Below are 26,147 nucleotides of genomic sequence, written 5' to 3' on the forward strand. Positions count from 1 at the left end.
ATCCTGCGAAGTTGGACGATGCTTCTGCACATTCCACCGCCGGACCATGAGTGCCCGGACGGTCACACCACGTGAATTCGATGATCGCCTTGTCGGCGAATAACGCCGATGCGAGGGATTTCCGGATTTCTCAGGAACACGGGCGGCCGTGAGGATCACCGCCGACCGCCTGTGGGAGACCCAGATGCATATGTCGCGAACGCAAACGCTCCTGCCCCGCCCTCGGCCCCGTGGCCGGTCCCGCAGCGGAACCCGCCGCAGGGCTGTCCGTCCCCGAACCCGGCCCCGGCCGAGGGCCCGGCCGCAGACCCGGCCTTCCGGGCGCCCCGCCCTGCCGGCGGCGATCCTGCTGCTGCTCGCCGTCGCCGTCCAAGCCGGCGTGGCCGAACGGACACAGGAGTTCCTCGACTTCGGCGCGGGAGTACTCGCGCTCGTCTCGCTCACCTCCACCGTGCTGTGGGGGCTGGCCGCAACCGACCGACGGCTGCTGGGCTCGGCCCACCGACTCCTCGCCCAGGGCGTGCACCGCGGACTGGCCGTGGCCGGGCTCGGTTTTCTCGCCCTGCACATCTGGGTGAAGGTTGCCGAGGACCGTACCAGTCCGACGGCCACGACCGTCCCTTTCACCGACAACACGCAACCCGTGCTCATCGGACTCGGCACACTGGCCGGGTATCTCTTCGTCGCGGTGGCGGTCACCGGTGCGGCGCGCAGTGCCTTCACCGGCGTCGGTCACTCCCGCCTGTGGCGGACCCTGCACATGGCGGCCTACCCCGCGTGGGGCGCGGCCCTGGTGCACGGACTGCACGCCGGCCGGCCCGCAGCAGGCTGGGTGACCGCGGCGTACGCACTGTGCCTGAGCGGCGTCGCCCTGGCCCTGACACTGCGCATGCGATCCCGGCAGCGCGAGGCGCGGGGAGGACGGCCGTGAAGGGGACCGTGCCGTCACTCGCCACCGTCGGCCCGCCCCGGCTGCTGGCCGGGCTGGACGAGACCGCGTGGATGGACCAAGCGGCGCACACGGCCGTACACGGGCCCGCGCCCGAGCTGAACGTGGAGGAACTGACGGCACTCGCGGAAGACATCGGCCTGCGCGGCCGCGGCGGCGCCGGGTTCCTGTTCGCCCGCAAACTGCGGGCCGTCACCGACTCCCTGCGCCGGACCGGCTCCGTCCCCGCCGTCGTCGTCAACGGCAGCGAGGGCGAGCCGGGTTGTCTCAAGGACACCGCGCTGCTGCTGTTCGCCCCGCACCTCGTCCTCGACGGCGCCGTACTGGCGGCCAAGGCGCTCGGCGCGCGCGAGGTCGCCCTCGGCGTCACCCGCGCCGACGTCGAGGAATCGGTGCGCCGGGCGATCGCCGAGCGCGGGTCCGCCGGGCCGGCGATCGGGGTGACACGGCTGCCCGAACGCTTCGTCACCGGCGAGAGTTCGGCGCTGGTACGCGGCATCGACGGCGGCCCCGCGCTGCCGTCCGGCCGCAGGATCCGTACCAGCGAGAGCGGCCTGGGCGGGGTGCCCACCCTGCTCTCCAACACCGAGACGTTCGCCCAACTCGCCGTCGCCGCCCGGCTCGGAGCCGTGGGCTACGGCGCGGTCGGCCTGCCGACCGAGCCCGGCACCGTCATGCTGACCGTCGCCGGAACACACGTGGTGGAAGCCCCGACCGGCCTGCCCATTCCCTACGTCCTGGAGTTGTGCGGCACCGCACCCGGCCAGGGCGTACTGGTCGGCGGCTATCACGGCGGCTGGCTGCCGCCGCACGCGGCGCGGGCGGCCACCGTCTCCCGCGACTCGCTCGCCGCGGTCGACGGCGTCCTCGGGGCCGGTGCCCTGCTGCCGTTGCCCGAGACCACCTGCCCGGTCGGCGAGACGGTACGGGTGGCCGGATGGCTGGCGGAGCAGTCGGCGGGCCAGTGCGGTCCCTGCGCCCTGGGCCTGCCGGCACTCGCGGACGCGCTCGCCGACGCGGCGGGCGGCGCCGGGCAGCGCGCGCTGGACGCGGTACGTACCCGGATGGCCGCCGTGGAGCGGCGCGGCGCGTGCAGTCACCCCGACGGCTCCACCCGCTTCGTGTCCTCCGCGCTCACCGTCTTCGCGGAGGAGTTCGCCGCCCACGCCCTGGGGCACGGTTGCGGACGCCCGACCCTCGGCGCGCTGCCGCTGCCCGCCGAGGAGCGGACACGGGCCACCTCGCCGGCGGCCCGCGTCGCCGGCACGGCACCGGCCCCCGCGGAGCAGCTGCTGGTCGACTGGACGCTGTGCCGGGGGCACGGGTTGTGCGCGGACCTCCTGCCCGGACTCCTGCGGCTGGGACCGGACGGCTACCCGGAGCGGGCCGTCATCCCCGTACCCGCGCGGATGAGACAACGGGCGCTGCGGGCGGTCCGGCGCTGCCCCGCCCTCGCGCTGCGCGTCGAAGCCGCCGGCTGAGTGGCTTCCGACCCGGAGTTTCTGTCCACGCGTGACAAATTCCCGGCCCCGCTGAGCGCACGGCGGGCCGGCCCCGTATCCCCACGGCAACGGCGGACCATCGCCGGGCCACGAGCAAAGGACAGTTCATGAACAAGCTGCGTCACGCCTCCCTCGCCGGGGCGGCGATCACGGTCATGATGCTGACGGCGGCATGCGGCGGCGGTGAGTCGTCCGCCGGGGACGACTACGGCAAGGCTCCCGCCGGCAGCAGCTCGAAGATCGGCGACGGGTACGCGTCGGGCTCGGGCGGCTACGGCTCGGGTGGTGCCTCAGGATCCGCCGCGGCGGAGAAGAACGCCCCGGCCAAGCAGCTGGCCGTCCGCGAGGCACCGGGGATCGGCCCCGTCGTCGCGGACGGCAAGGGTCTGACGCTCTACCGCTTCGACAAGGACACGGCCAAGCCGCCGGCCTCGCGCTGCGACGGCGACTGCGCCAAGGCCTGGCCCCCCGTACCCGCGGACGACGCGACGGCCACGGCCGGCCTGGACGCCGAGCTGGGCGAGGTCAAGCGTGCCGACGGCACCATGCAGCTCACCCTCGCCGGCTGGCCCGTCTACCGCTACGCCAAGGACGCCGCGCCCGGTGACACCAAGGGGCAGGGCGTCGGCGGCACCTGGAGCGCGTTCGCCCCGGACGGCAAGAAGGCGGGCGTGGCCGGCGGCGGGGACGAAGGCAAGGAGGGGGAGAAGGAGAAGCAGCCCGACGAGGAGAAACCGGCCGCCGACGGTGTCTCCGTCGACGACAACCCGAAACTCGGCAAGATCCTCGTCGACGGCCAGGGCCGCACCCTCTACCGGTTCAACAAGGACAGCGCCTGGCCCATGAAGTTCGCCTGCAACGACGCCTGCCTGGACACCTGGAAGCCCGCCAAGCCCGTCGAGAAGAGCGCGGTCCGCGGCGTACCGGAGAAGCTGATCACCACCGTCACACGGCCCGACGGCACCAAGCAGTTGGCGGTCGACTGCTGGCCCGTCTACTGGTTCACCGGGGACAAGAAGCCCGGCGACATCACGGGCCAGGGCAAGCAGGGACTGTGGTTCGCCGTCGACGACCAGGGCAAGAAGGTCACCACCCCGGCGAGTTGACGTTCGCCACCCCCAGGCCGGCCGCCCGTCCCTCCTCCCCGGGACGGGCGGCCCGCGGTGCGCCGCTGGGTCCGTGGCCGGGCACCTGCCGCACAGGCACCCGCGCTCACACCACGGGACAGGTCTTCCAGGCGAAGTGGTAGAGGGTGTTGATGCTGCCGTCCGTCGAGTCCATCGCCATGAGGCTCGTCGTCCTGGTCGGATCGGAGGTGCCCGCGTCCACCCGCAGCTCGGTGTTGATGTTGAAGTACCGGATGGCCCCGCAGGGTGCGTAGACCAGGGCGTCGATGTCCGTGGTGTCGGACGTCTGCCAGTCGTCGTTGACCGGACCGGTGAAGTGGTGGTTCATGAAGGCTGTCTGCGACATGCCCTGGAAGTAGTAATGGGCCCGCTGCAGCCCCGTGGCACCCTTCTCCAGGCGCGCGAAGCCGCGGTAGTCGGCCTTGGCGACCGCGTACGTGAATCCCTGCGGCACATGGACGTTCAGACCGAGCTGGCAGTTCTTGCGGAAGTCGGTCGGCTTGGAACCGACGCCGACCTGGGCGACGTAGTGGCTGTAGGAAACGGTGAAGGCCGTGTTGTCCGGTGAGACCGTCACGTTCGCCGTCCCGGCGGGGCACCCCGACCCGTTGACGGCCACCACATCGATCACGACCTTGTCCGGCGGGGGCACCCCGTCCGCGGCGGCCGCCCTCGGTGCCATCGGGGCGGCGAGCAGCATCAGGGCCGCGCCGCCGGTCATCACCGGTCTCAACATGAAGATCCCCCTCCAACAGCCCTGGCGCCCGCCCGTTCGGACACCCGTGACGTGCCTGCGGATCACCCGCGGTCCGGCCGTCCGGCCCGATCAGGGGCACTCCTTCCAGGCGAAGTGGTAGAGGGTGTTGACGCTGCCGTCCGTCGAGTCCATCGCCATGAAGCTGTTGGTCGTCGTCGGATCCGAGGTGCCGGCGCTCACCCGCAACTCGGTGTTGACGTTGAGGATCCGCTGTGTGCCGCACGGCGCGTAGACGAGGGACTCGACGCCCGTGACGTCGGACGTCTGCCAGTTGTCGTTGACCGGGCCGGCGAAGCGGTGGGACACCGAGGTCGTGTGCGACATGCCCTGGAAGTAGTAGCTGGCCCGCTCCATGCCCGTGGCCCCGTCCTCCAGGTACGCGAAGCCGCGGTAGTCGGCCTTGGCGATCGCGTACGTGAATCCCTGCGGGACGCGGACGTTCAGACCGAGCTGGCAGTTCTTGCGGAAGTCCGTCGGCTTGGAACCGACGCCGACCTGGGCGAGGTAGTTGCTGTACGTCACGGTGAAGGCCGTGTTGTTCGGCGCGACCGCCACGGCCGCGGTCCCGGCGGGGCAGCCGGACCCGTTGACCGCCACCACGTCGATCACGACCTTGTCCGGCGGGGGGACCGTGTCCGCAGCCGCGGACGGCATGGCCGAAGCGACCACGAGCACCGCGGCCGCGCTGCCGATCAACACCGGTCTGAACATGGAGACCTCCACGGTTCGGCGCGGACTCGTTCCGCGGTCCATGCCACCACCGGCACCGGGGCGTGTACAGGCCAGGTTGAGCCGACCCTGTGCGCCCCGCCGGGCCCCCGGCCGGTCACCCCCTACCGAGGAGTGACACCGTTCGGTGCCCTCGGAAGACCGCGGGACGACGCTCGGCGAACGAACGGACCCCTTCCGCGGCGTTCGGTCGTCACCACATCGGTCGTCACAGCCGTCCTCCGTTGTCGTCGTCCGTGCTCAGCAGAACGCGCCCGAAGGGGCGGTCCTCCATCAGATGGCGCTGTGCCCGCGCCGCCTGCGCGAGCGGGAAGACCCGGGCGACGACCGGGTCGAACCGGTCCTCGGCGAGCCAGTCGATCAGGGTCTGCCGCGCGGCGCGGGTCACCTCGGGGGAGAACATGTCGAACATGTAGCCAATGGCACGTGCGTGCTTCCAGATCAGGTCCGTCACATCGAGCGTGCCGCGGGTGCCCCCGGCGTAGCCGATGCCGACGTAACTCCCGCCGTGGGCCAGGCTACCGACGGCGCCCTCCAGCAGCGGGCCGGCGACGCCGTCCAGGACCACGTCCACGCCCCTGCCGTCGGTCAGCCGTGCCACACCGTCGCGCAAGGACTCCCGGGACAGGTCGATGACGTTGTCGAAGCCGGCCGCGCGGGCCCTTTCGGCCTTCGCCGTCCCGCCCGCCGTGGAGATCACCGTCGACGCGCCGAGCTGGGCCGCGACCTGTGCGGCTCCCATGCCGACCGCCCCGCCGATCGCGGGGGCGAGCACACTCTGCCCGGCCCGGAAACCGACCAGCTCGGTGAGGGCGAGGTAGGCGGTCGCGTGCCCGGCCCCGGCGGAGAGCGCGGCCATCCGCCGGTCGCTCACCCGGGCGGGCAGCGGGGTCAACGCCTCGGCGTACTCCGCGACGTACTCCCGCCAGGTGCCGTCCGTGGTCATGCCCCGCCCCTGTCCGGTGATCGCGACGCGGGTCCCCTCGGCCAGCCCGGACGCGCCCGGCTCGACGACCACGCCGACCGCGGCTCCGCCGGGGATGATCGGCAGCGGTTTGTGCAGGGACGGCGCCATGCGGCCCGCGCGTACGGTGTCGTCAAGGGGACTCACGGTGGTGAAGGTGATCCGCACCAGAGCCTGCCCGTGCTCGGGCACGGGGACCGGCAGTTCCACCGGTCGCAACGCGTCGTATCCACCGTGCTCCCGGTACTGGATTGCCAGCATCGGATCTCGACCTCCCTGTGGAGAAAACAAAGTTTGTTACGTCAAGAGTCGTGAAAAGCCATCGTGAAAAGCCGTCGTGAGAAGGCGCCGCCGAAGGCCTCGTGGGCCGCTCGCTAGCGCTCTCCCGGCGCCAGGGTCTCGCGCAGGACGTCGGCGATCGAGGTGCTCTCCAGCGCGCGCCGCGCGGCCTCCTCCACCTCGCCGTACACCTGCTCCAGCGCGGGGCGGATGCCCGCGCCGATGGGGCAGCGCTGGTTGGGCTCCCCCCGGTGCAGGCCGAAGAGCGGTTCCGTCTCCACCGCCCGGCGGACCTCGGAGAGGGGGATCGACTCCGGCTCGCGGATCAACCGCCAGCCCGCCCCGGCGCCGTGCCGGACGTCGACCAGCCCGGCCCTGCGCAACTCGCCCAGACAGCGCCGGATGACGACCGGATTGGTGTTGACGCTGTCGGCGATCTGTTCCGAGGTCACCACGTCACGTCCGCGGCCGCGCACCAGCGCCATCCACACGAGGACGTGAACGGCGACGGTGAGCCTGCTGTTGGCGGCCATCGCACCTCTCTCGCTGTAACTGTGTCGGTTACACCTAAGGTGCCGTCAGAAGACTTGTCAAGCGGCCGGCTCGGTCCTGGCTCAGTCCCGGCAGACCTCGTCCAGTACCGCCGCGATGTGGTCGAGTGCCGGAACCGGCGGCGTGTACGGCACGCGTAGGTGGTGGGTGAGCGTCGCGTCGGCCGCGAAGCGCGAGCCGGCGGAAAGGTCGAGCCGGTGTGCGCGGGCGCGCTCGACGACCGTGTCGGACCGGGTGCCCGTCAGCCGCAGCCACAGGGACAGCCCACCGGGCGGGACCGCGAAGTGCCATCGGTCGTCCCCGGCGAGCAACCCGCTCAGATGGTCGCGCTGCCGCCGCAGTTCCGCCTGCCGTCGCCGGAGCACCGTGTCCGGGTCGCCGAGCAGTTCGACGGCGATCATTTGCTGCATCGGCGCCGCGGACAGCGGCCCGCACAGCGGGTTGCCGCTCAGTTCGCCGATGAGCCCCGCGGAGCCGCGGATCCAGCCGACGCGCAGCCCGCCCCACACCGCCTTGGCGGCCGAGCCGATCAGCACCGCGCGCCGGATCCTCGGCTCGGGGCCCGCCGCGTCGCGCAGGTCCAGATCCCTCATGGTCTCGTCCACGACGAGAACGACCCCGTGCCGGGCCGCCAGCTCGGCGACCGCACGACGGACTTGCGCGGTCATGAGCGCGCCGGTCGGATTCTGGAAGTCGGGCACCAGATAGGCGAGCCCGCCCCGCGCCGCCCCCAGGGCGTCGTCGAGCTGGTCCAGGTCCCATCCCTCAGTGGTGACCCGGCAGCCGACCAGCCGCGCCCCGGCGCCGCGCAGCACGCGGAGAGCGTCGAAGAACGTGGGGATCTCGACGGCGGCGACCCGCGGGCGCAACTGCGCGCAGAGCAGGGCGAGCGCGCCCCGCGTCCCGGAGGTGACGAGGATCTGCTCGGGCCGGGTGGGCAGGCCCTCGCGGGTGTACCGCTCGGCGACCAGGGCACGGAGTTCGGGCAGGCCCGCCCCCGGCTCCCCGTCCTCGGCCAGCAGCGGGGCCATGCGGACCAAGGCCCGTTCCGTAGCCGCCAGATAGGCCGACCGGGGTGCGGCCGGCACGGCCCGGCGCAGGTCGATGGAACGGCTCTCGCCCGACGCCGAGACGGGAGCGATCCGCTCGGCCGCCCGGGCCGGCAATCGGACGGTGCTCGCGCTGCCGTGGCGGGTGCGCACCCATCCGTCGTCGCGCAGCCTGGTCAGAGCGGCGGTCACCGTGCCGCGGCTGACCCCGAGGGTGGCGGCCAGCCGACGCTCGGCGGGCAGCCCGCTGCCGGTCCGCAGCCTGCCGTCGAGCACCGCTTCGCGCACCGCCCCGGCCAGCGCCTCGGCCAGCGCGACGCCGGGCCTGCGCCACTCGCCCACGGCCCGGACCAGCTGATCCTCACTCACTCGCACTGGTCCAGTTTCCCCCAACTGGACCAGGCCGCCCCCCACCCCCTCGGGCTAGCGTCGCCCCGAACCGAAGAACGGAGCCAGCAGTGCACCCTCGACTCGCGGCGGATCTCGCCCAGCTACCGGAACTCCTGGAGATCACCCGCCGACACGCCACGGCATTCCTCGACGGCCTGGACGACGCCCCGGTCGTCCCGCGGACACGGCCCCCGCACGCCGAGCCGCTGTCCGACCACGGGGTCGGACTGCGGGCCGCGTTGGGGGAGTTCACCGAGCGCTGGGAACCGGGACTGTCGGCCGCCGCCGGACCGCGCTACCTCGGCTTCGTCACCGGCGGCGTGACCCCCGCGGCGCTCGCCGGGGACTGGCTGACGGCTGCCGTGGACCAGAACGCCACCTCGTCGTTGGACGCCGCGGGACAGCACCTCGAACGCGAGACGATCGGTTGGCTGCGTGACCTCTTCGGGCTGTCCGACAGCCACGAGGGAGCGTTCGTCAGCGGTGCCACCATGTCCAACACCGTCGGTCTGGCCATCGCCCGTGAATGGCTCGGCGAGCGGCTCGGCGTCTCGCCCGCCGAGGACGGGGTGGGCGCCCTGGGAGCGGTGCGCGTGCTGTCGGGCAGCCCGCACTCGAGCGTGGCCAAGGGACTGTCGATGCTCGGCCTGGGCCGCGCCGCCCTCGAAACGGTGCCCACCCTTCCGGGACGCGAGGCGATCGATCCGGAAGCCCTGGAGCGAGCGCTGCGGGAGGCGGACGGCCCCCGCATCGTCGTGGCCAACGCGGGCACGGTCAACACCGTCGACTTCGACGACCTGCGGGCCGTCGCCGCGCTGCGGGAACGCTACGACTTCTGGCTCCACGTGGACGCCGCCTTCGGGGCCTTCGCCGGACTGTCCCCCGACCACGCGCATCTGGTCGACGGCCTGGACCTGGCCGACTCGCTCTGTGTGGACCTGCACAAGTGGCTCAACGTGCCGTACGACAGCGCGGTGCAGTTCACCCGCCGCCGGGACCTTCAGGTCCGCGTCTTCCAGAACGCGGCCGCCTACCTCGGCCCGCTGGGCGACACCCCCGACTTCGTCCATCTCACCCCGGAGAACTCCCGGCGCCTGCGCGCGCTCGCGGCCTGGTTCACCCTGCGTGCCTACGGGCGTGACGGACACCGCGAGATCGTGGAGCGCTGCGTGGCGTGCGCACACACCGTCGGGCAGGCCGTCGAGGACCTCGACGGCCTACGGCTCCTCGCGCCGGTCCGGCTGAACGTCGTCTGCTTCACGCTGGCCGAGGACCCCACCCCCGAACGCCTCTCCGCGCTCGCCGACGCCCTGGCCGGAGAGGTCTTCCTGACACCCACCGTCTACACCGGACTGCCCGCGCTACGGGCTGCCTTCAGCAACTGGCGCACGACCGACAAGGACACCCGGCTGATCGTCAAGGCACTGGAAGAGGCGGTCCGCTCCTTGCGGTAGCGCGTGCCTGTCCACCGGCCGGGGATTCAGGACGCGTCCCGGTGGATGGCCACCACCGCGGCGTCGTCGCCCAGGTGGCCCCGGACGTGGGCCGTCAGGTCCTCGCGCAGCTCCCGCAGGAACTCCTCGGGGCTTTCCGCGTTCCAGACCGCGGCCCGTTCGGTGAGCGGGAAGAAGGCACCGTCGGTGTCGCGGGCCTCGATGACCCCGTCGGTGTAGAGCAGCAGCAGATCACCCGCCTCGAAGTCGAACGTCTCGACCTCGTAGTCGTCCGGGTCGGCGAGCCCGCCCAGCCCGCCCAGCCCGATGGGCAGATGGCTCGCTCTCGGCCGGAGCGTGCTGACCCGGTTCCGCCGGATCAGCAGGGGTGGCGGGTGACCGCAGGAGATCAGGTGGACCACCGGTTCCCCGTCCGGGATGTCCAGCAGGATGGCGGTGGCGAAGGACTCGTCGTCGTCCGGTTCGCCCTCGGTTCGCCATTGGGTGGTGTCCCACCGCACCGCGCCGTCCAGATGGACGGCGAGACGGGGGAGTGTGGCCTGCCGGTGGGCGGCGGCACGAAACGCCCCGAGCAGCAGGGCGGCGTGGCTGATCGCGGCGAGGCCCTTGCCGCGGACGTCGCCGATGAGCAGTCGGGTGCTTCCGCTCGCGGTGCGCGCCGCCGCATACAGGTCGCCCCCCATCTCTGCCTCGGCTTCGGCGGGCAGATAGAGACAGACGATGCGGAGGGGACCGCTACGGCGGGGGAGCGGCTGCAGAAGGACATGCTGGGCGACCTCGGCCACGGACTTCACCCGGTACAGCTCCCGCTCCCGGCGGTCCCTCACCAGGCAGAAGACGACCAGCAGGCTCGAGACGACGATCAGTGCGGCGACCTGCGCCTGGATGTTGGCGGTGCCGATCACTCCTCTCGCCGCGCCGATCACCAGCTGTGCCACGACGGTGAGCACACCCACCAGCGCCGTCAGGCGCGCGCCCGCGAACGCCACCGTGATCGCGGGCGCGGCCACCAGCAGCGGGCCGAGATGGATGTGCTGCGGGGCCAGGATGTCGACCACGCAGATCGTGACGATCAGCCCGAGCGGGATCACCACCAGCGCGGGCGAGTGGCCCGGCTGCCAGGTGTGGCGGACGTGCGTCAGCGGCCGAAAGGACACCTCTTCAGTCTGCCACCTGCCCCCGTCCCCGCCCGGGTAGGCGCGACCCGGCTCCGCCCACGGTGCGTGCTGCGTGTCGAGGTCGTCGACGTCCCGCGCGATGGCGCCGTCGGCCACCTCCGCATTCCCTCTGGGCGAGGCCGTGCTGACGGCGAGTGAGTGTGTCGGAGCCCGCGCAGGACTGCGCCTCGCGGCCGTACGTGCCGCGGCGTCGTACGGTACGCGTACTCGTAGGGCGGGCATCGACCGCACCAGCTGGTGGAAGGCGATGAGGCGCGGGTCGTCGCGGTGCGTGGCCGCGCAGGGTGTGGACGATCGACCGCCCGGGGGATCAGTGGGTGGGCTGAAGGACGGTTCTCACCAGGGCGGACTCCGCACGGCTGCGGACGTGGAGGCCGCAGGACGGGAGCGAGGAGTGGACCATTGAGGTTTCAGGGGGCAGCCTGTAGTCATGCGGTGGCTCTTCCGCTCGTCCCCGCGACCAGGAACGGGTGCCTACAGCCGGGTCCTCTTCACACTCGGCCAGTGCGTACCGTTCGCGATCGCCCTGCTCGTGGTGGGCATCGAGTTCTCGCCCGCACACTTTCTGTACACCGGCCCCCTCCTCACCGCGACGCCGGCGCTGGCGGCCGTGACGATGGGGCCCCGCGGGACTGTGTCGGCAGTGGCTGTCGCCCTGGCCGTCAGTGTGGCCACCGCGACCCACAACGACGCGTGGGGCAGCCAGCAGGTCTACACCAATTTCCTCGCTCTTTTCCTGGTGTCCGTGGCCAGTGTCACGACGAGTAGTGCCGTGCGGACGCGCAGGCAGAGCGAGCTCGACCAGGTCCGGCGGATAGCCGCGGCGGCGCAAGCGGTCATTCTGCGGCCGGTACCCGCCCGGCTGGGCCCGGTACGGGCGGCCAGCATGTACCTCGCGGCCGAGGCGGGGGCACAGATCGGCGGTGATCTGTACGAGGCTGTGCAGACCCGGTACGGGGTCCGGATGATCGTGGGGGATGTCCGGGGCAAGGGGCTGCCCGCCGTGCGTGCGGCCGCGGCCGTGCTGGGCGCGTTCCGGGAGGCCGTGCACTACGAGGACGACCTGGTCGAGGTGATAAACCACTGCGCGGCCGCACTGCGACGGGAGTGCGGCGTACCGGGGGTGTCCGATCAGGAGGCCCTGTTGGAGGGTTTCGTCACCGCTCTCGTGGTCCAGGTGCCGGACGGGCCCGTGGTCGAGGTGGTCAACCATGGTCATCCCCCTCCGCTGGTGCTGCACCGGGGCACGGTCCAGGCATTGATGCCCGCCTCCGAGCTGCCGCCTCTGGGTCTGGAGGACTTCGTCATCGGTCTTCCCGACAAGACGGAGAGCTATCCGTTCACACCCGGTGACCGTCTGTTGTTGTACACCGACGGCGTCATCGAAGCACGCAATCGTGACAAGGACTTCTTCCCCCTGTCGGAGGCCATGGAATCGGTGGATGCCCGCACCCCGCGGGAGTTCCTGGAGCGGTTGCATCAAGAGTTGCTCCGACACACCGAGGGATCCCTGGCGGACGATGTGGCGATGCTTCTCGTCGACCGGGTCGAGGAAGAAATCGGCCAATAATCCGGTGCGGCTGCCGCCTCAGGGGTGGGGTGAGCACGCGGCGTCATCGTCGGCTTCGGCGCCTGCGGACCCTGGTGGCACGCAACCGACCGGAATGCCCGGTGTCGGACGCAATTGCGCCCCATAAGCCGCCCTTTGGGTCTCCGAAGCGGGATTCCCGAGGAAGTTGATCAAGGGTGATAGCGCCACCACGCTGCGCAAGCGCACACAAGTGGACTCGTCTATTCCGTGGTAACGATCCTATTAAGCAATGCCCGTGAAATGGCCGGGCATTGGAATAGACCTTTAGTGGTGGCGTCTCCAAGTTGCCTATTTTTAAAGAGACTTGATTGCTTGCCGAGTGACGCCCGCTCCCTCCTGTGAATCATGCTCCATATTTCAACGAGTCAAACCACCTTGCCTGACGGCCTGTTCGTTCTGGCACACTTCCGGCCACCCACAACTCCCCCACGGAAATGAGGTGTGGCCTTGCCCGGTCGCAGAAGACAGGTGCAGCAACGGCGACGAAAACGCGGCATGCTCATCGCCGCGGTCGCCGTCACCGCAGGGGCGCTCGCCGGCACGGCGGCGCTCGGTGGTGTCTTCGACAACGAACCGTCCCGGCCGCAGGTCGCCGCCGCCCGGACGGCGGCCGACGGTCCGGCTCCGGCCCCCGCGCACGACAGGACACCGGAACCGGTGACCCGAATACCCGACGACGACCGCACCCGCGGCCTGGTCTACAAGGGCTTGCGTCCCGCGCCCAAGGGCAACCACTGCGCCGGCGTCCTGCGGACCGCCGACGGTCGTTGCACACACGGCCCCGACAAGCCGCCCAAGGGCGTGGACATCACCAAGGACACGCCGCCCGCCGCGAAGACGCAGGACACGGCCCAGGCGCCGGGCCGCCCCGACACCGGCAAGGCGCCCCAGGGGCAGCCGAACGCCGGCACCACGGTCTCCGTCGACGCCCGCCAGGCGGGGACCGCCGCGACCAAGTCCCCTCCCGCCGCCCCCACTCGGGGTGCCGCGAGCGCGAAGGCGGCACCGGCCGGTCAGGCGGTGCAGTGCGACGGGGACGGCAGCACCGGCAACCGCGTGCAGGTCGTGTACGTCCACGCCCCCGGAAACGACCGGTACGCCGAGTACCTGGCCTCGTTCCGCAAGTGGGCCGCCGACGCCGACACCATCTACTTCGCCAGCGCGCAGGAGACCGGCGGCGTACGGCACATCCGGTTCGTGACCGGCGCCGACTGCGCCCCGTCCGTGCTCAACGCCGAGGTGCCGAGCTCGGCACTGGCAGAGTTCGGCGCGATGAACTCCGCGCTCGCGGCGAAAGGTTTCGACCGGCGCGACCGCAAGTACATGATCTTCGCGGACGCCAAGGTCTACTGCGGTATCGGCACCTTCAGCGGCGACGAGCGCCCCGGTGCCGCCAACCTCAGCAACTTCGGCCCCTCCTACGGCCGTACGGACGCCGGGTGCTGGGGCGGTTCGACCGCCGCGCACGAGCTCGGGCACAACCTCGGAGCGGTGAACAACAGTGCCCCGAACACCAGCCGCGCCGCGCACTGCACCGACGAGTGGGACGTCATGTGCTACTCGGACGCGCCGTACTACCCCACCATGCGGGATATCTGCCCCGAGCGGGGCCACGACGAGCGCCTGGACTGCAGGCACGACGACTACTACCACACCAGTCCACAGCCGGGCAGTTACCTGGCGACCCACTGGAACGTCGCGAACAACCAGTTCCTGATGACCGGCGACGGCACCCGGCCGGACCCCGACCCGAGCCCCACTCCGACGCCGAAGCCGACCGGCAGCACCGGACCGTCGACGGGCCCTGTCCCGGTCGTCGGACAGCTGACGTCCGACTCGGCAGTGGTCACCTGGCCTGCGGCCCCCTCCGCCGCGTGGTACCAGTTGCTGCTGAACGGCAGCCATGTGGCGTGGGTGCAAGCCAACTCGGCCCGCATCCACCACCTGCGGCCCGACACCGACTACACGGTGGCCGTCGCGGTCCGCGACCAGGCCGGACGCGACCAACGGCCCGGCCGTACGGTGTCGTTCCACACCCCGCCCGTCGGCAGCACCACCACCGAGCCCGGCACGCGGTACACACTGACCAACGGGCACACCGGACTGGCGGCCGAGATCTGGGGCGGCAAGACCGCGGACGGCACCGTCCTGGTCGCGTCCCAGCCCAACGGCTTCACACCACAGCAGTGGTACCTCGACGACGCCGGCGGTGGTGTGCGGCTGCGCTCGGCCGCGTCCGGCAAGTGCCTGCAGCTCGGCGGGGACGCGAACCCCGGCCAGTGGGTCGCCCAGCGGCCCTGCTCCGGCAGCACCGCCCAGCAGTGGCAACTGACCAGGTCGGGCGACGGTCTGCGCCTCACGGCCCAGGGCAGCTCCCTCGTCCTGGGCGTCGGCAAACGGCCGTACTACGGGGCCTGGCTGCTCGAGCTCCAGAAGCCGGACAGCTCCGGCTACCAGGCATGGAGCCTGAAGAAGTCCGCCTGAACCACCCCCTTGGTGGCAGGGGCCGTGCGGGCCCCTGCCACCCTCCCCACTCACACCGGAGCCATCCCCTCATGCCCGATCGCCGCTTCACGGCAGCGGCCGCCACGCTCGCGGGCCTGTTGGTCCTGGGGTCTGCCGCAACGGCACACGCCCACGGCGACACCATCCATCTCACCGTCACGGGCATGTCCGCCGGCCACCCCACCACCAAGGCGACCTGGGAGGACGACGGCCATCCCGTGAACGAGAAGGTCGCCGGCACCCTCACCGCGACCTCGGCCGACGGCACCACGCTCGGCCCCTGGCGCCTCGTACCGGTACCCGGACAGCTCGGAACCTTCACCACCACCGAGGCACTGCCCGCCGGCGACTGGACCCTCACGGCACAGACGGCCTTCCCGGCGCTCGGCCGCACTGAATCGCGGGCCGAGGTGACCGCGGCATCCCTGGCCGGCCCCACCCGCGCACCGGCCGGACCGCCGGCCCCGTCGCGAGTGCCCTCCAGCGCGCCCGCGGCCGCCAAGGCGCCCGCCTCCGCATCCGACGGCGGATCGGCACCCGGAGCCGTGACCCTCGGCGTCACGGCCCTGGTCCTCGCCGCCGTCGGCGTACCGGCCGCGTTCTGGCTGCGGCGCCGCCGCACCCGCCACAACGCCTGACGACACCTGACCGACACCAGACAGACAAGGGAACCCCCCATGCTCGGATCCCGTAGGCCTGCCCGCATACCGGGCCGCAGAAAGACCCTCCTCTCCACGATGGCCGCGGTCCTGTCCGGCGGACTCCTGCTGGGCCTCGCCCCCGAGGCCCAGGCAGCGGTCACCGGCACGGTCACCGGCGGACAGGGCAACTTCCAAACCGTCAACCAGCGTTCCCAGCCGTCCCTGTCCTCCGGTATCACCGGCACCTCACGGGTCGGCGACCGCATCTCGATGTCCTGCCGCACCACCGGCGACGTCGTCGAGAACAACTCCCGCTGGATCTGGTCCGGCACCTTCTACCTCGCCGACGCCTTCATCCGGGAGGACACCGGCGGACTGCCGGTCTGCGGCGCCGGCCAGCCCGCCGGACAGAAGCTCCTGAACATCGGCATGCAGAAGCAGGTCCGGGACCAGTGGTGCTGGGACGCCTCCGGCCTGACCATCGCCAACTACTGGGGCTACACCAACTACAACCAGTACGACTTCTGCCGCCTGGCGGCCCAGGGCAACAGCGGACTCGACTGCAACAACCAGCCCGCCACCCTGGGCGACATGGCCAACGGCCTGCGCAACATGGGCTTCCGCAACAGCGGCACCGACCTGTACCGCAACGCCTCCTTCGGTGAGACCCAGACCGAGGTCGCCAACGGGCGCCCGTTCGCCGTCCGCATCGGCTGGACCTCCGGCGGCGGCCACATGAACGTCATCTACGGCTACGACAGCACCAGCAACATGGTCGCGGTCGGCGATCCCTGGCCCAGCACGCAGACGTACACCTGGTGGAACTACTCCACCTACGCCGGAAACAACTCCTTCCGGTGGACCCACACGCGCATCGGCATCCACGGCTAGAGGAGAGACCCACCATGCACCGAATGACCGGACGCGCCGCCACCCTGCTCGCGGCCGCCGCCGTCACCACCCTCTGCGGAATCGTTCCCGCGCAGGCCGCCGACGGCCCCGTCATGCCCAGCCCGCCCGCCGCGACCGACTACGCCGCCGCCCAGAAGACGCTGGGCTCCGGCAAGGTCCACGACACCGTCGCGCGCTTCCTGACGGCCGCCGAGCAGCGGACCCCGGCCGCCGGCGCGGACGGCGGTACGGCCGGCGCCCCGCGCGGCCTGGCGCGGACCCCCGCCACCGCTCCCGGCTTCGACCTCAAGAAGCCCGTACCCCTCTACGAGCTCGCGCCCGAGTTCGTCACGGGCAAGACCAAGCCCACGGCCGGGTCGGCCCTGCGGCTGTCCTACCTCGCCTCCCGCGTCTCGGCCGCGAACGGCCACCAGGCCGCCGTCCTGCTCGCGCCGGGCAAGCCGGGGGCGTCGGGGAAGGGCGGCCAGGACTGGCAACTGGCCGGCATCCGTGACGGCGACACGGACATCAGCGCCGCCGAACGCGGCACCGACCAGGCGCGAACCTTCATGGAACCGCAGATCCACGGCTGGTACCGGCTGAGCGCCGACGGCTCCGTCGAGCCGCTCAACAAGGAAGCCCGCGTGGCCCTCCAGGGCAAGTCGCGCGTCACCCTCGCCGCCTACCAGCAACTCGTCGCCAAGCGCTACGGCGACAAGCTCCCCGGCTCGTCCTACGACCGCAAGGGCCTCGCCGGCGGCTACGCCCTCGCCGAGGACCAGACCGCCACCGAGCCCTCCCGCGCGTCCGGCCCCTGGCTCCCCGCCGCCTCCGGCGCGGCCGTGCTGGCGGCATCGGGCGCAGGGGTCCTCCACCTGCGCCGCCGACGCCGCTCGGCCTGATCCCGCCCGGCGGCCCGGTTCCCACGGTGGGGGGACCGGGCCGCCGGACGGCGTTTTCGTCGGCGCGGGCCCGGAGCCACCGCCGACCGGAGCTCGTCGGAGGCGGGCGCGACCGGCCTTCCACGCGCTCGCCGCCGTCCGTCCGTGCTCCTTGCGCACCTCCGCGCGCTCGTCTCAACGGCGGATGAGCGGGCATCGCATCCTTCACGTCACTCGCCGCGAAGGAGCCCCTCATGGCTGTCAGCAGATCATGGATGTGCGCTGTCGTACTGGCAGCCCTCACCTCGCTCGGTACGACCGTGCCGGCCACGGCTTCGTCCTCCGGCGAGCCGTTCGTGCACGTGCAGTGCCACGGGACCGAGTCGGTCACCTATCACCCGGGAGTCACCTTCCGGGCGCGGAAGGTCGACATCACGACCGACGGCCGGTTCGGCTCCTGCGCCGACAGCCAGGGCAAGGTGACGAGCGGGTCCTACGGGGAACGGTTCACCGTCTTCGCCGGCTGCAACGACCTCCTCGACGGATTCGAGGACCGGCGGACCTTTACCTGGAGCACCGGCGACACCAGCGTCATGAAGGCCACCGGTACCAGCACCGCCGTTGCCGGCCAAGTGGTCACCACGATCAAGGGAACGGTGACACAGGGCCGCTTCCGTGGCCGGACGGTGGTGCAAGTCGTGACGGTTCCCCAGCCGGAGTTGGTGCGATGCCTCACCACCGGACTCACCGGCGCGACAGGAGTGACGACGCTCGCCATCACCTAGGCGGTCTCGTTCGGGCGTACGCTGCCGAGCCTCCGCCCGCCGTGGTCAACCGCGCGGGCGGCTCGAATGCCGCCGAACCGGCGGGACCTGGACACGGACACGTGTCGGCGACCCACGGGGTCGCCGACGCCGGATCAGGTCTGCTGTTCGCTGATGTTGACCATCCAGGTGATACCGAACTTGTCCGTGCACATGCCGAACACATCGCCCCACATCTGCTTCTCCAGGGGGACGGACACCGTGCCGCCGTCGGACAGCTTGTCCCAGTAGCCGCGCAGTTCGTCCGCGTCGTCGCCGCTCAGGCTCACCGAGATGTTGTTCCCGGATCGGTGTTCCGTCCCGGGCGGATTGTCGGCGGCCATCAGCGTGAATCCCCTGACGGTCTCGAGCATGCTGTGCATGATCTTGTCGGCATATCCCGGGGGCGCCTCGGAACCGAAGTCACCATAGGTGTGGACGGCCAGGTCGCCGCCGAAGACCTCCTTGTAGAACTCCATGGCACGTCTCGCTTCACCGGGGAAGCTGATGTACGGGTTGAGACGGGAAGTCATCATTCAGCCCTTTCATGACGAATAGTCAGTTCGGGCAGCCTACGTGCGTCGGAGGCGAAGTCGGAGGACCTGAAGGTCCCTGTCGGACACTGCCTAGTAGCTGAGTGCGGCAAGCCAGTTGTCCCGGCCTCGGCGTGTGAGGTCGAGGATGTGCCATACCGGGCTGAGCAGGTCGATGCCTCGCTGGTCGATGTCGTCGGACATCCGGGGGTGCGCCGAGTAGAAGTGGTGCACCGACCCGCTGTCGCCGCGGGTGAACACCGACACCGTCGAGTCCTGGTTGCCCTCGGCGTCCTCGCTGCCCAGGTCGTACTTGAAGGTACTGGACCCGGCACTGAGCAGACGCAGATTCGTCCACTTCCGGTCTCGGGCGTGCGCGCGGAGCGCGGGCAGGCCGGTTGCGGCGACGATCACGAGGTCGACGTTCTGCGCGACGTGGTGGGCAACTCCGTTGAACCCGTCGCACCACATCGTGCACATGGGGCATGGCTCGGTCTGTTTCTTGCCGTACATGAGGTGGTAGACGACCAGGTCACGCCCGGGCCGCGTGAACAGTTCACCCAGTCGCACGGTCTGCGCCGGCACGTCACCAGCCTGCAGATCAGCAGGGCCCTCCTCGAACACGTAGTCATCGACGACAGGGCCCAGCGGCAACCGGCGACGCAGGTCGGCGACGCCTTCACGATGGCGCATCAGCTCGATCTCGGCTTGCCGCAGCTCCTCGCGGGCACTGACGTATTCGGCCGACTCCCCAGTGAGATGGGTTGGACGCATCGCTACTCCTGGCATGGCTGCTGACCGGTGGCCGCCATCGGTTGTGGCCCACCACCGTATGCCTGCGCACAAGGCCGGTCAGGCAGTGAGATGACAAGGGCCCGGCCAGTGCACTCCTATGGATCAACCACGGTCCACCGGACATGCCCTCCGCTCGAACCACCCCAGGACGGCCTCGGCGGCCTTGCGGGTGCCGCCCTGGCCGAAATGGTCCGTCAGTGCCCGGGCCCTGCCCGCCGTGACGCCGAGTCCGTCGGTCAGTTCCGTCAGGCGGTGCGCCAGCCGGGCGCGTAGACGCGGCTCGCCGGACACCTCACGCACAACGCGGCTGATCGCCTGCGAGACCACGGGTGTGGGAGGGCGGTAGTCGACAGGCCGGCCGACGTCCGCCCAGTCGAGGCACGCGTCACAATAGCCGTGCCGGCAGAGCAGACGGACCTGCTCGGGCTGACTGTCGTTGGCGGCCGGTAGCCACAGGGTGGGGACGCCGGTCACCGCGGCGTCGTAGATGTTGCCGAGGCCCGAGGTCATGCAGGCGTACGCGGCGGTGCTCATGAGGTCGAGCATGGTGGCGTGATCGTAGGTTCCGACGTCCGGGTCGTCGAGCCCGGCGGCGATGGTCCGGCTCGTGGCCACGATGACGGACCGGTCGGCGGGCAGGCTTGCGCGGACGGCGTCGAGCATGAGGCGTGCGTAGGTGACGGCGTCGTCCGGCGGCCAGCACGGGTTGTGCAGACCGCCCAGATTGACCAGGACGTGCCGACCGGGACGCCAGGCGCGTCCGCGGGCGATGACGGGGGGAACGATCACGGCGCGTCCGCGAAGCGCCGGGTCGGCGGCGAGGCGCTCCCGTACCCCGAAGAAGTCCTGGGCGAGGTACAGCGCGGCTTCACGGGCCACTTCCGGGATGGCGGGCCAGTACCAGGTGAGCGCATCGTAGACGGCCACGTCGAGCCCGGTGTCCCGGGCCAGCTCGGCCATCTCGAAATCCATGGCCGTGACGAACAAGTCGTACTGGGGTGCCAAATCCCCCAGAAGGGCGCGCAGTTCGTCCGTCGACCGGCCGGTTGTGTCGTGGACGGTGTCGTACGGCGGCTCTCCTTGCAGGTCCAGGGTGTGCCCGCTCCCGAGGTAGGTCAGCCTTTCGCAGACGGGTGCGAGTTCCGCGGCGAGGACCGACATGGCGGCTGCCGGCCCGAAGCCGAAGGCCTGGGCATTGAGGAGCAACCGTGGTGCTGCGGCGGCGTGGTGACCGCCGTTCGGGCGAGCGGACATGGCATCACGCCTCGGGATGTCGCGGAGCCTCGTGGCCCTACGATTCTGGCGCGCGTCGCGCCGGCTGGCTACGCTGTGGTGGCAGGCAGTGACTCGGTGGTGGCACATCGGTTCGAACCTGGAGGGTGATGGGCACTCCGGAGACGGGAACGCTGGCGGTACCGGGCGCGCGGCTTCACTTCGAAGTACGAGGCGCCGGCCCGCTCCTGTTGCTCATCGCAGGCGGCAACTCCGACGCTGCCGTCTTCGAGCCCCTGGCCGCCGTACTCGCCGACGACCACCGCGTCCTCTCCTACGATCCCCGCGGCAACTCGCGCAGTCCGCTCGACGGGCCGCCCGTCGACCAGCGGATCGACGTACACACCGACGACGCGTATCGCCTGCTCGGTCATGTCGCCGCGGCGGGCGAGTCCGTGCAGGTGTTCGGGAGTTGCTCGGGTGGGCTCGTCGCGCTCGAACTCACCGTCCGGCACCCGGACCGCATCCGGTCCGCCGTCGTGCACGAACCGCCCGCGTTGGCGCTGCTACCCGCCGCCGAGGCCCACTTGGCGTTCATCGACGACGTCCACGAGACCTTCCACCGCGACGGCACCGCGCCGGCGATGCGGAAACTCAATGCCCTCTTCGGTGGCCGACCCGCACCCGTACTGCCTCAGGCCCACGACAACACCGCGTTCTTCCTCGCCCACACGATGCGGCCGTTCACGCGCTGCGTGCCCGATCTCGCGGCAGTGGCGAAGGCGGCGCGGCGGATCGTGGTGGCGGGGGGACGCGCGTCCAGCACACAGATCATCCACCGTCCGGCAGCCGTCCTCGCCGAGCGGATCGGTCAGGAACTGACGGAGTTTCCCGGTGGCCACATCGGCTACGCGAAATGGCCGGTCGAATTCGCCGAGCGGCTCGTCGAAGCATTCGCTGCCATGCCCGGGGCCGGGAGGGTTCCGGAGGCCGCCGAGGCTCGTGAAATGTAGCGTTGCGGCCCCCGGGGCGGTTCCCGATGGTGTCTCCGCATGGCACCGTGTCCGGTGCTTCCATGGCGATGGGCGTGGCTCAGGTGCTGTTGGGAGGGCGGGCGGAGGCTACGAGTGCGGTACCACGGCCACGGGGCAGGGCGCGTGGTGCAGGACGGCGTGAGCGACCGAGCCGATCCGCCGCAGGTCCAGGCGGCCGTGGACGTGACGCCCGACGACCATGAGCACGGCTCGACCACTGCAGGCCAACAACACCTGAGCCGCACTGCCGATCTCGACGTGTTCGATGACATCCACCTGCGGGTATCGCTCCCGCCACGGCCGTAGGGCAACGGCCAGGCGCTCCTTGCGGAAGGAGTCCAGACCGCCGGCTTCATCGGCGAGCCACATGGAACCGGGGCTCCACATGAAGACCGGAGGGATGCTCCAGGCCCGCACGGCCCGTACGCGCGCCCCTCGCACCGCTGCGGCAGCGAAGGCGAAGCCCAGGACCGGGTCGGCCTCCTCCCCGTCCTGCGTGCCCACCACCACCTCGTCGAGTGGCTGCCCGGGGGCACTGCCCCGGCTCGGGTTCCGTACCAGAACGACGGGGCCGGTGGCCTGGCGCAGTACGTGCAGGGCGATGGAGCCGAGCAGGTTGCCGACCAGCGTGCCGTGGCCACGTGAGCCGAGGACGAGCATGTCGGCCACGGCGGCTTCGGCGACGAGAGCCGGAACCGTATCGGTGGCCAGGAGTTGAGTGGTGACCGGCAGACCGGGCCTGTCCTTGACGACCCGTGTCTCGGCTTCGCTCAGCACGCCGGTCGCCCAGCGCTGCTGCTCTTCGGGGTCCATGGCGATCGGGGCGTCCGGGACCCGCCAGGTCCAGGCGTGGACCAGGCGCAGGATCGAGCCTCGGTGAGAAGCTTCGGTGGCTGCCCAGTCGGCGGCGGCGAGGCTGTGTTCGGTTCCGTCCAGTCCAACGGCAATCGTTCCAGGCATGTGGGGCCTCCGGAGCGGGAGCGCTTTTTCACGGCCACGGTCGGGGTGTCGGTGGTGCTGTGGGTGGTTATCCGATGCAGCCGGGGACGGGGGAGGGGCTGCCCGTGCAGTTGGTTGCGGTGTTGGCGGTCACGGTTGAGGTGTTGAGGGTTGCCGAGCCGGCTGTGTAGTAGATCCCGCCGGGGTTGACCGTCGCGGCGTTGCTGTTGACCACGCTGCTGGTCAACGTGAGTGTTCCGTTGACGCTGGCGATGCCGGCGCCCTGATGGGCGGTGTTGCTCTTCACGGTGCTGCTGGTGAGGGTCGTCGCGGATGCCGTGCCGGTGCTGGAGAGGGCGCCACCGAGACCGTCGGCGGTGTTGCCGGACAACTGGCTGCCGGTGAGGGTGACCGCGCCGAAGCTGAGGATGCCGCCGCCGTTGTTGTGGCCTGTCGCGGTTGCGTGGCCGCCGCTGAAGGTGACGGCCTTGAGGGTGAGGCCGCCGGTGGGGCCGACCTGGGCGATACGGAACGGCGTTGCCGTTCCTGCGCGGGTGATGGTGTTGGCGTTGCCTTCGAGGGTGACGGGTGTGGTGATGACCGGCAGTCCGGCGGGCCCGTTCACGCCGTCGTTGCCATGGCTGGAGGTGAGGGTGTAGGTGCAGCCGGGTGTCAGGGTGACGGTGCCGCCGCCGGCGGCGTTCGCGGCGGTGACGGCGACGACCAGGGCTGTCTCGTTGCAGGCGACGGACGCGGGTCGGGCTGCCGCGGCTCCGGGCACCAGCAGTGCCGTGCCGCAGGCCAGGGCGGCGACCACGGACGGGAAGAGAACGTTGCGAGTGTTTCGCATCAGGACTTTCATGGCGCTGAGACCGGTGGTGGCTGAGCAAGAAGCTCAAACGTCCCGCAGGAGCGGGCACCGGCGGCCAATGAACAACCGATTCAGAACCTACGGCATGCGGTCGGGAATTGATACCTCAACGCCGCTCCGCGGCATGGTCTCCGAACAGGGGCTGCCCCCGGAAGGCTGGCGTCAGCGCTGGTGTCCAAGATTGCCGGTATGCGTCTGTCGCGGAGACAGGGGCAGGACTAGGCTGTGCAGCACGGCCCCGGCCCCCGGCAGCATGGAGATGGTTCCGCTCCGAGGAGGCGCATGATGCCCACAGGGCCCGGATCATTCATGACCGCTACGGGTCCCCCGCCCTGTAGGGGCGCCCGCGCGTTGCGCCAGGCCTTCGCTCCTTCTTGGACACGTCGGCCACGGGCCGTCGGCACGCCACCCTCCGGTGGGTGGAAGAGCCGCGTGCTCATGGCCCGCGGAAGACTGGGCATCGCCCGGGACACGAGGCTGCGCGAGAGCGTGCTGCGCAGGCGCCTCCCGGTCATTCCGGGCACGGGGACGACGGTCGGTTCTGCGGCTGTTGTCGTGTCCGGCCCGCACGCCCGGGCCGCTACCCAGGACGCTCAGGCCAACCATGGAGGCCGTCATGCTGCCCCTTCTCCTCGTCGTCTGCTTGGCGCTGATCGGTTTCGGGTTCCTCCACCCCCTCCTGTGGGTGGCCGCGGCCGTGCTGATCTTCGGAGCCGTCCGCTACGGCCGGGACGATGGCGGGCGGGTGGGGTCCCGATACGACCGGGACTATCAGGAGTACCGGGACCGCAGGGATCGTCAGGAGCGCTGGGACCGCCGGTACCGTCGACAGCGCCGAGGCCGTTGGGACCGGCAGGACCGCCAGGACCACCGCGAGGACCGAGGTCTCAGGTAATCGGTGGGGTGCCCCACCCGGCCCGCGCAGAGGCCGCAGACCCCGCTGACCAGCCAGATCGCCCTGTCGGGGGGCGGAACTCCCAGGGGCAGGCCGCGCGTCATGAGGAGCGTGACAGACACAGACAGCCCCACGCCCCTCGCTGAACTCTCCCGGTCCTGGGACGAGATCCGGAAGAACTACCAGGTTTCCGACAACGCTCAGTACGACCGCGAGGTCCTCGACTGCGCTGCCCGACTCGCCGCCGGCCCCGGCGCCGAGTCGGCGTATGCATGGACGCTCGGGCTGGTGGTGATGGCCCGCTATCTCACCTGGCTGCCGGGTGAGGGCGTCGTACGGGCAGCCATGGCGGCTCTGGAAGCCACCGACACGGCGCTGCGCGACCGGCCCTGCGACCACGACTCCCACCCGTACCGGAATCATGACGACGAGGACGACATGTACATCGCCGAACTGCTGGTGCAGCTCGGCGACGAGACGGCCGAATGGGACGAGGACCGGCCTCGGGACGAGTGGCTCTGTCCGCGCAATGTCGCCGGATTCGCGCGGATCGTCATGGACATCGTCGATCCGGGTTCGGTTTCGGATGTGCCGCCCCGCCTGCCGGTGGAGGCCCAGGACACCATCGAAACGCTGTCGGCACTGCTGCACGGCTACCCGAAGCCATGGACCGACATCGACGAAGAGATTTCCTCACAGGCAGGGAATCTCTCCACCGCGGATCCGGAGGACCGCGCCGGACACCTGCTGGTCGTCAGGGCGGTGACCTGGTACGCGGTCTCCGGCATGGTGCGGACGAAGTCGGTCCTCGACGATCTGGTCGAGGCGGTGGAGCGGACGCTGCCGCACTTCGCCGACGCGTCCTGCGCACACGAGTGGCATGCGACCCTGCCCGGTACCGGCCCGGACGCCGCCGAGCTCGGCGTCATGCTGAGCAGCCCCGGTGGGCGGGGCGTCTATGAACGCAACCGTGCCGAGTCCGGGCGGGGCGCTCCGCTCGAGAACGTGGTGTGCCCGGCCTACATGGCAGAGGTCGCGGAAAAGTCACTGACACTGCTGAACGAGCGACGCGAAGAGCTCTTCGGTGACCGTGACACCTCCCGTCTCGACGCCGAATACCTGCGCGCGGACGGGCGGCTGGAGATCGAGAAGATCGCGGAGCGGCTCGACAACAAGAGCCGGAACGAGCAGTACGCCGACGACCTGGGCCTGTGGGCCGCCCGCTGCTACGAGCAGGCCGATGACCTGGAACGCGCCGTACTGCTCCTCGCCGCCTACCAGACGATGGAGATCTCGTACCCGAGCCCGCCGCTCGCCGTGGTCCGGGGCGTCCTCGCGACGATGCGCACCGTCGCGGCCGCGCCCCGGCCGGAGCAGTGCGCACACGACGGCGAGCACCCCACCCTGCGGTACGCGAAGTTTCGAAAGAGCCTGCCGCACTTCTACGAGCCGCAGACCCACCCGTCGGCGGGGGACCCCGTCAGCCCGCAGGCGTGGACCTGTCCGCGGTTCGCCGGGACGGTCGCCGAAAAGTGCATCAGTGGCCTGGAAGGGCTGTACGAGGACCTCGACGAGGACCGGGCAGCTGCCTGATGGCTCTTCGACGAGGTCGCGGGGCCGGACCAG

Annotated in this window: 24 protein-coding genes; 13 read left to right on the forward strand and 11 right to left on the reverse strand. The window is 70.9% G+C overall.

The genetic code is table 11. From position 1 onward, the window contains the following. The first annotated feature begins 379 nt into the window (after positions 1-379). The 3 genes from FHS38_RS25535 to FHS38_RS25545 all read left to right on the forward strand — a co-directional run bounded on the left by FHS38_RS25535 (position 380) and on the right by FHS38_RS25545 (position 3,557). Positions 380-931 carry a hypothetical protein gene (locus FHS38_RS25535; RefSeq protein ID WP_229821957.1) on the forward strand — a complete coding sequence of 184 codons (552 nt, stop codon included), beginning with the start codon at positions 380-382 and terminating at the stop codon, positions 929-931. Beyond that, complete coding sequence (locus FHS38_RS25540; RefSeq protein WP_229821956.1) at positions 928-2,430, forward strand: NADH-ubiquinone oxidoreductase-F iron-sulfur binding region domain-containing protein; 1,503 nt, start codon at positions 928-930, stop codon at positions 2,428-2,430. The genes FHS38_RS25535 and FHS38_RS25540 overlap by 4 nt, the downstream gene beginning before the upstream one ends. 128 nt (positions 2,431-2,558) lie before the next feature. Further along, a complete protein-coding gene (locus FHS38_RS25545) occupies positions 2,559-3,557 on the forward strand; it encodes an SCO0930 family lipoprotein (RefSeq protein ID WP_184737278.1) in 999 nt (332 codons plus the stop codon). Positions 3,558-3,663: 106 nt separating this feature from the next. Here the strand turns inward: FHS38_RS25545 and FHS38_RS25550 are convergent, their stop codons facing one another. The 5 genes from FHS38_RS25550 to FHS38_RS25570 all read right to left on the reverse strand — a co-directional run bounded on the left by FHS38_RS25550 (position 3,664) and on the right by FHS38_RS25570 (position 8,277). After that, positions 3,664-4,314: a DUF4360 domain-containing protein gene (locus tag FHS38_RS25550; RefSeq protein WP_184737279.1), complete on the reverse strand. Its 651-nt coding sequence runs from the start codon at positions 4,312-4,314 to the stop codon at positions 3,664-3,666. Positions 4,315-4,404: 90 nt separating this feature from the next. Next, positions 4,405-5,046, reverse strand: a complete 642-nt coding sequence (locus FHS38_RS25555) for a DUF4360 domain-containing protein (protein WP_184737280.1) — start codon at positions 5,044-5,046, stop codon at positions 4,405-4,407. A 226-nt stretch (positions 5,047-5,272) separates the two neighbouring features. Continuing rightward, complete coding sequence (locus FHS38_RS25560; protein ID WP_184737281.1) at positions 5,273-6,289, reverse strand: quinone oxidoreductase family protein; 1,017 nt, start codon at positions 6,287-6,289, stop codon at positions 5,273-5,275. Between the two features lie 113 nt (positions 6,290-6,402). Beyond that, positions 6,403-6,840 (reverse strand): Rrf2 family transcriptional regulator, encoded by a 438-nt coding sequence (locus FHS38_RS25565; RefSeq protein WP_184737282.1) that lies wholly within the window; start codon positions 6,838-6,840, stop codon positions 6,403-6,405. An 81-nt stretch (positions 6,841-6,921) separates the two neighbouring features. After that, entirely contained in the window at positions 6,922-8,277 is a 1,356-nt protein-coding gene (locus tag FHS38_RS25570) for an aminotransferase-like domain-containing protein (RefSeq protein ID WP_229821955.1), read from the reverse strand. A gap of 89 nt (positions 8,278-8,366) precedes the next feature. On the opposite strand from FHS38_RS25570, the gene FHS38_RS25575 reads away from it, so the two are divergent. Beyond that, positions 8,367-9,752 (forward strand): pyridoxal phosphate-dependent decarboxylase family protein, encoded by a 1,386-nt coding sequence (locus FHS38_RS25575; RefSeq protein ID WP_184737285.1) that lies wholly within the window; start codon positions 8,367-8,369, stop codon positions 9,750-9,752. A gap of 26 nt (positions 9,753-9,778) precedes the next feature. On the opposite strand, the gene FHS38_RS25580 is transcribed toward FHS38_RS25575, so the two are convergent. Beyond that, complete coding sequence (locus FHS38_RS25580) at positions 9,779-10,846, reverse strand: PP2C family protein-serine/threonine phosphatase (protein ID WP_229822091.1); 1,068 nt, start codon at positions 10,844-10,846, stop codon at positions 9,779-9,781. A gap of 514 nt (positions 10,847-11,360) precedes the next feature. On the opposite strand from FHS38_RS25580, the gene FHS38_RS25585 reads away from it, so the two are divergent. From FHS38_RS25585 to FHS38_RS25610, 6 genes are all read left to right on the forward strand, one after another. Next, positions 11,361-12,500 (forward strand): PP2C family protein-serine/threonine phosphatase, encoded by a 1,140-nt coding sequence (locus FHS38_RS25585; protein WP_184737287.1) that lies wholly within the window; start codon positions 11,361-11,363, stop codon positions 12,498-12,500. Between the two features lie 516 nt (positions 12,501-13,016). Continuing rightward, positions 13,017-15,005: an RICIN domain-containing protein gene (locus tag FHS38_RS25590; RefSeq protein ID WP_184737288.1), complete on the forward strand. Its 1,989-nt coding sequence runs from the start codon at positions 13,017-13,019 to the stop codon at positions 15,003-15,005. Between the two features lie 71 nt (positions 15,006-15,076). After that, entirely contained in the window at positions 15,077-15,664 is a 588-nt protein-coding gene (locus FHS38_RS25595; protein ID WP_184737289.1) for a hypothetical protein, read from the forward strand. A gap of 39 nt (positions 15,665-15,703) precedes the next feature. Then, on the forward strand, positions 15,704-16,558 hold the full coding sequence (locus FHS38_RS25600; protein WP_229821954.1) for a papain-like cysteine protease family protein: 855 nt from the start codon (positions 15,704-15,706) through the stop codon (positions 16,556-16,558). A 23-nt stretch (positions 16,559-16,581) separates the two neighbouring features. Then, entirely contained in the window at positions 16,582-17,460 is an 879-nt protein-coding gene (locus FHS38_RS25605) for a hypothetical protein (protein ID WP_184737292.1), read from the forward strand. A 233-nt stretch (positions 17,461-17,693) separates the two neighbouring features. After that, positions 17,694-18,224: a hypothetical protein gene (locus tag FHS38_RS25610; RefSeq protein ID WP_184737293.1), complete on the forward strand. Its 531-nt coding sequence runs from the start codon at positions 17,694-17,696 to the stop codon at positions 18,222-18,224. Positions 18,225-18,358: 134 nt separating this feature from the next. On the opposite strand, the gene FHS38_RS25615 is transcribed toward FHS38_RS25610, so the two are convergent. From FHS38_RS25615 to FHS38_RS25625, 3 genes are all read right to left on the reverse strand, one after another. Further along, complete coding sequence (locus FHS38_RS25615; protein WP_184737604.1) at positions 18,359-18,775, reverse strand: VOC family protein; 417 nt, start codon at positions 18,773-18,775, stop codon at positions 18,359-18,361. 93 nt (positions 18,776-18,868) lie between these two features. Then, the gene (locus FHS38_RS25620; RefSeq protein WP_184737295.1) at positions 18,869-19,549 is read right to left on the reverse strand and encodes a DUF899 family protein; all 681 of its coding nucleotides are present in this window, start codon (positions 19,547-19,549) and stop codon (positions 18,869-18,871) included. A 123-nt stretch (positions 19,550-19,672) separates the two neighbouring features. After that, positions 19,673-20,824: a hypothetical protein gene (locus FHS38_RS25625; RefSeq protein ID WP_184737297.1), complete on the reverse strand. Its 1,152-nt coding sequence runs from the start codon at positions 20,822-20,824 to the stop codon at positions 19,673-19,675. Positions 20,825-20,952: 128 nt separating this feature from the next. On the opposite strand from FHS38_RS25625, the gene FHS38_RS25630 reads away from it, so the two are divergent. After that, a complete protein-coding gene (locus FHS38_RS25630; RefSeq protein WP_184737299.1) occupies positions 20,953-21,795 on the forward strand; it encodes an alpha/beta fold hydrolase in 843 nt (280 codons plus the stop codon). A gap of 108 nt (positions 21,796-21,903) precedes the next feature. Here FHS38_RS25630 and FHS38_RS25635 read toward each other — a convergent pair whose 3' ends face one another. Both FHS38_RS25635 and FHS38_RS25640 read right to left on the reverse strand, forming a co-directional pair. Continuing rightward, positions 21,904-22,776: a universal stress protein gene (locus FHS38_RS25635; protein WP_184737301.1), complete on the reverse strand. Its 873-nt coding sequence runs from the start codon at positions 22,774-22,776 to the stop codon at positions 21,904-21,906. Positions 22,777-22,843: 67 nt separating this feature from the next. Beyond that, positions 22,844-23,605: a hypothetical protein gene (locus FHS38_RS25640; RefSeq protein ID WP_229821953.1), complete on the reverse strand. Its 762-nt coding sequence runs from the start codon at positions 23,603-23,605 to the stop codon at positions 22,844-22,846. A 637-nt stretch (positions 23,606-24,242) separates the two neighbouring features. On the opposite strand from FHS38_RS25640, the gene FHS38_RS25645 reads away from it, so the two are divergent. Continuing rightward, entirely contained in the window at positions 24,243-24,521 is a 279-nt protein-coding gene (locus FHS38_RS25645) for a hypothetical protein (protein WP_184737303.1), read from the forward strand. 111 nt (positions 24,522-24,632) lie between these two features. Then, a complete protein-coding gene (locus FHS38_RS25650; RefSeq protein ID WP_373301765.1) occupies positions 24,633-26,114 on the forward strand; it encodes a hypothetical protein in 1,482 nt (493 codons plus the stop codon). The last annotated feature ends 33 nt before the right edge of the window (positions 26,115-26,147 follow it).

Source organism: Streptomyces netropsis, from assembly GCF_014203545.1.
GTDB classification, from domain to species: domain Bacteria; phylum Actinomycetota; class Actinomycetes; order Streptomycetales; family Streptomycetaceae; genus Streptomyces; species Streptomyces netropsis.

Coding starts and splice junctions, on each gene's coding strand:
- FHS38_RS25645 (WP_184737303.1), top strand. CDS start 24,243: ATGCTGCCCCTTCTCCTCGTCGTCTGCTTGGCGCTGATCGGTTTCGGG.
- FHS38_RS25620 (WP_184737295.1), bottom strand. CDS start 19,549: ATGCGTCCAACCCATCTCACTGGGGAGTCGGCCGAATACGTCAGTGCC.
- FHS38_RS25545 (WP_184737278.1), top strand. CDS start 2,559: ATGAACAAGCTGCGTCACGCCTCCCTCGCCGGGGCGGCGATCACGGTC.
- FHS38_RS25625 (WP_184737297.1), bottom strand. CDS start 20,824: ATGTCCGCTCGCCCGAACGGCGGTCACCACGCCGCCGCAGCACCACGG.
- FHS38_RS25640 (WP_229821953.1), bottom strand. CDS start 23,605: ATGCGAAACACTCGCAACGTTCTCTTCCCGTCCGTGGTCGCCGCCCTG.
- FHS38_RS25555 (WP_184737280.1), bottom strand. CDS start 5,046: ATGTTCAGACCGGTGTTGATCGGCAGCGCGGCCGCGGTGCTCGTGGTC.
- FHS38_RS25605 (WP_184737292.1), top strand. CDS start 16,582: ATGACCGGACGCGCCGCCACCCTGCTCGCGGCCGCCGCCGTCACCACC.
- FHS38_RS25550 (WP_184737279.1), bottom strand. CDS start 4,314: ATGTTGAGACCGGTGATGACCGGCGGCGCGGCCCTGATGCTGCTCGCC.
- FHS38_RS25565 (WP_184737282.1), bottom strand. CDS start 6,840: ATGGCCGCCAACAGCAGGCTCACCGTCGCCGTTCACGTCCTCGTGTGG.
- FHS38_RS25630 (WP_184737299.1), top strand. CDS start 20,953: ATGGGCACTCCGGAGACGGGAACGCTGGCGGTACCGGGCGCGCGGCTT.
- FHS38_RS25615 (WP_184737604.1), bottom strand. CDS start 18,775: ATGACTTCCCGTCTCAACCCGTACATCAGCTTCCCCGGTGAAGCGAGA.
- FHS38_RS25610 (WP_184737293.1), top strand. CDS start 17,694: ATGGCTGTCAGCAGATCATGGATGTGCGCTGTCGTACTGGCAGCCCTC.
- FHS38_RS25635 (WP_184737301.1), bottom strand. CDS start 22,776: ATGCCTGGAACGATTGCCGTTGGACTGGACGGAACCGAACACAGCCTC.
- FHS38_RS25600 (WP_229821954.1), top strand. CDS start 15,704: ATGCTCGGATCCCGTAGGCCTGCCCGCATACCGGGCCGCAGAAAGACC.
- FHS38_RS25560 (WP_184737281.1), bottom strand. CDS start 6,289: ATGCTGGCAATCCAGTACCGGGAGCACGGTGGATACGACGCGTTGCGA.
- FHS38_RS25595 (WP_184737289.1), top strand. CDS start 15,077: ATGCCCGATCGCCGCTTCACGGCAGCGGCCGCCACGCTCGCGGGCCTG.
- FHS38_RS25585 (WP_184737287.1), top strand. CDS start 11,361: ATGCGGTGGCTCTTCCGCTCGTCCCCGCGACCAGGAACGGGTGCCTAC.
- FHS38_RS25590 (WP_184737288.1), top strand. CDS start 13,017: ATGCTCATCGCCGCGGTCGCCGTCACCGCAGGGGCGCTCGCCGGCACG.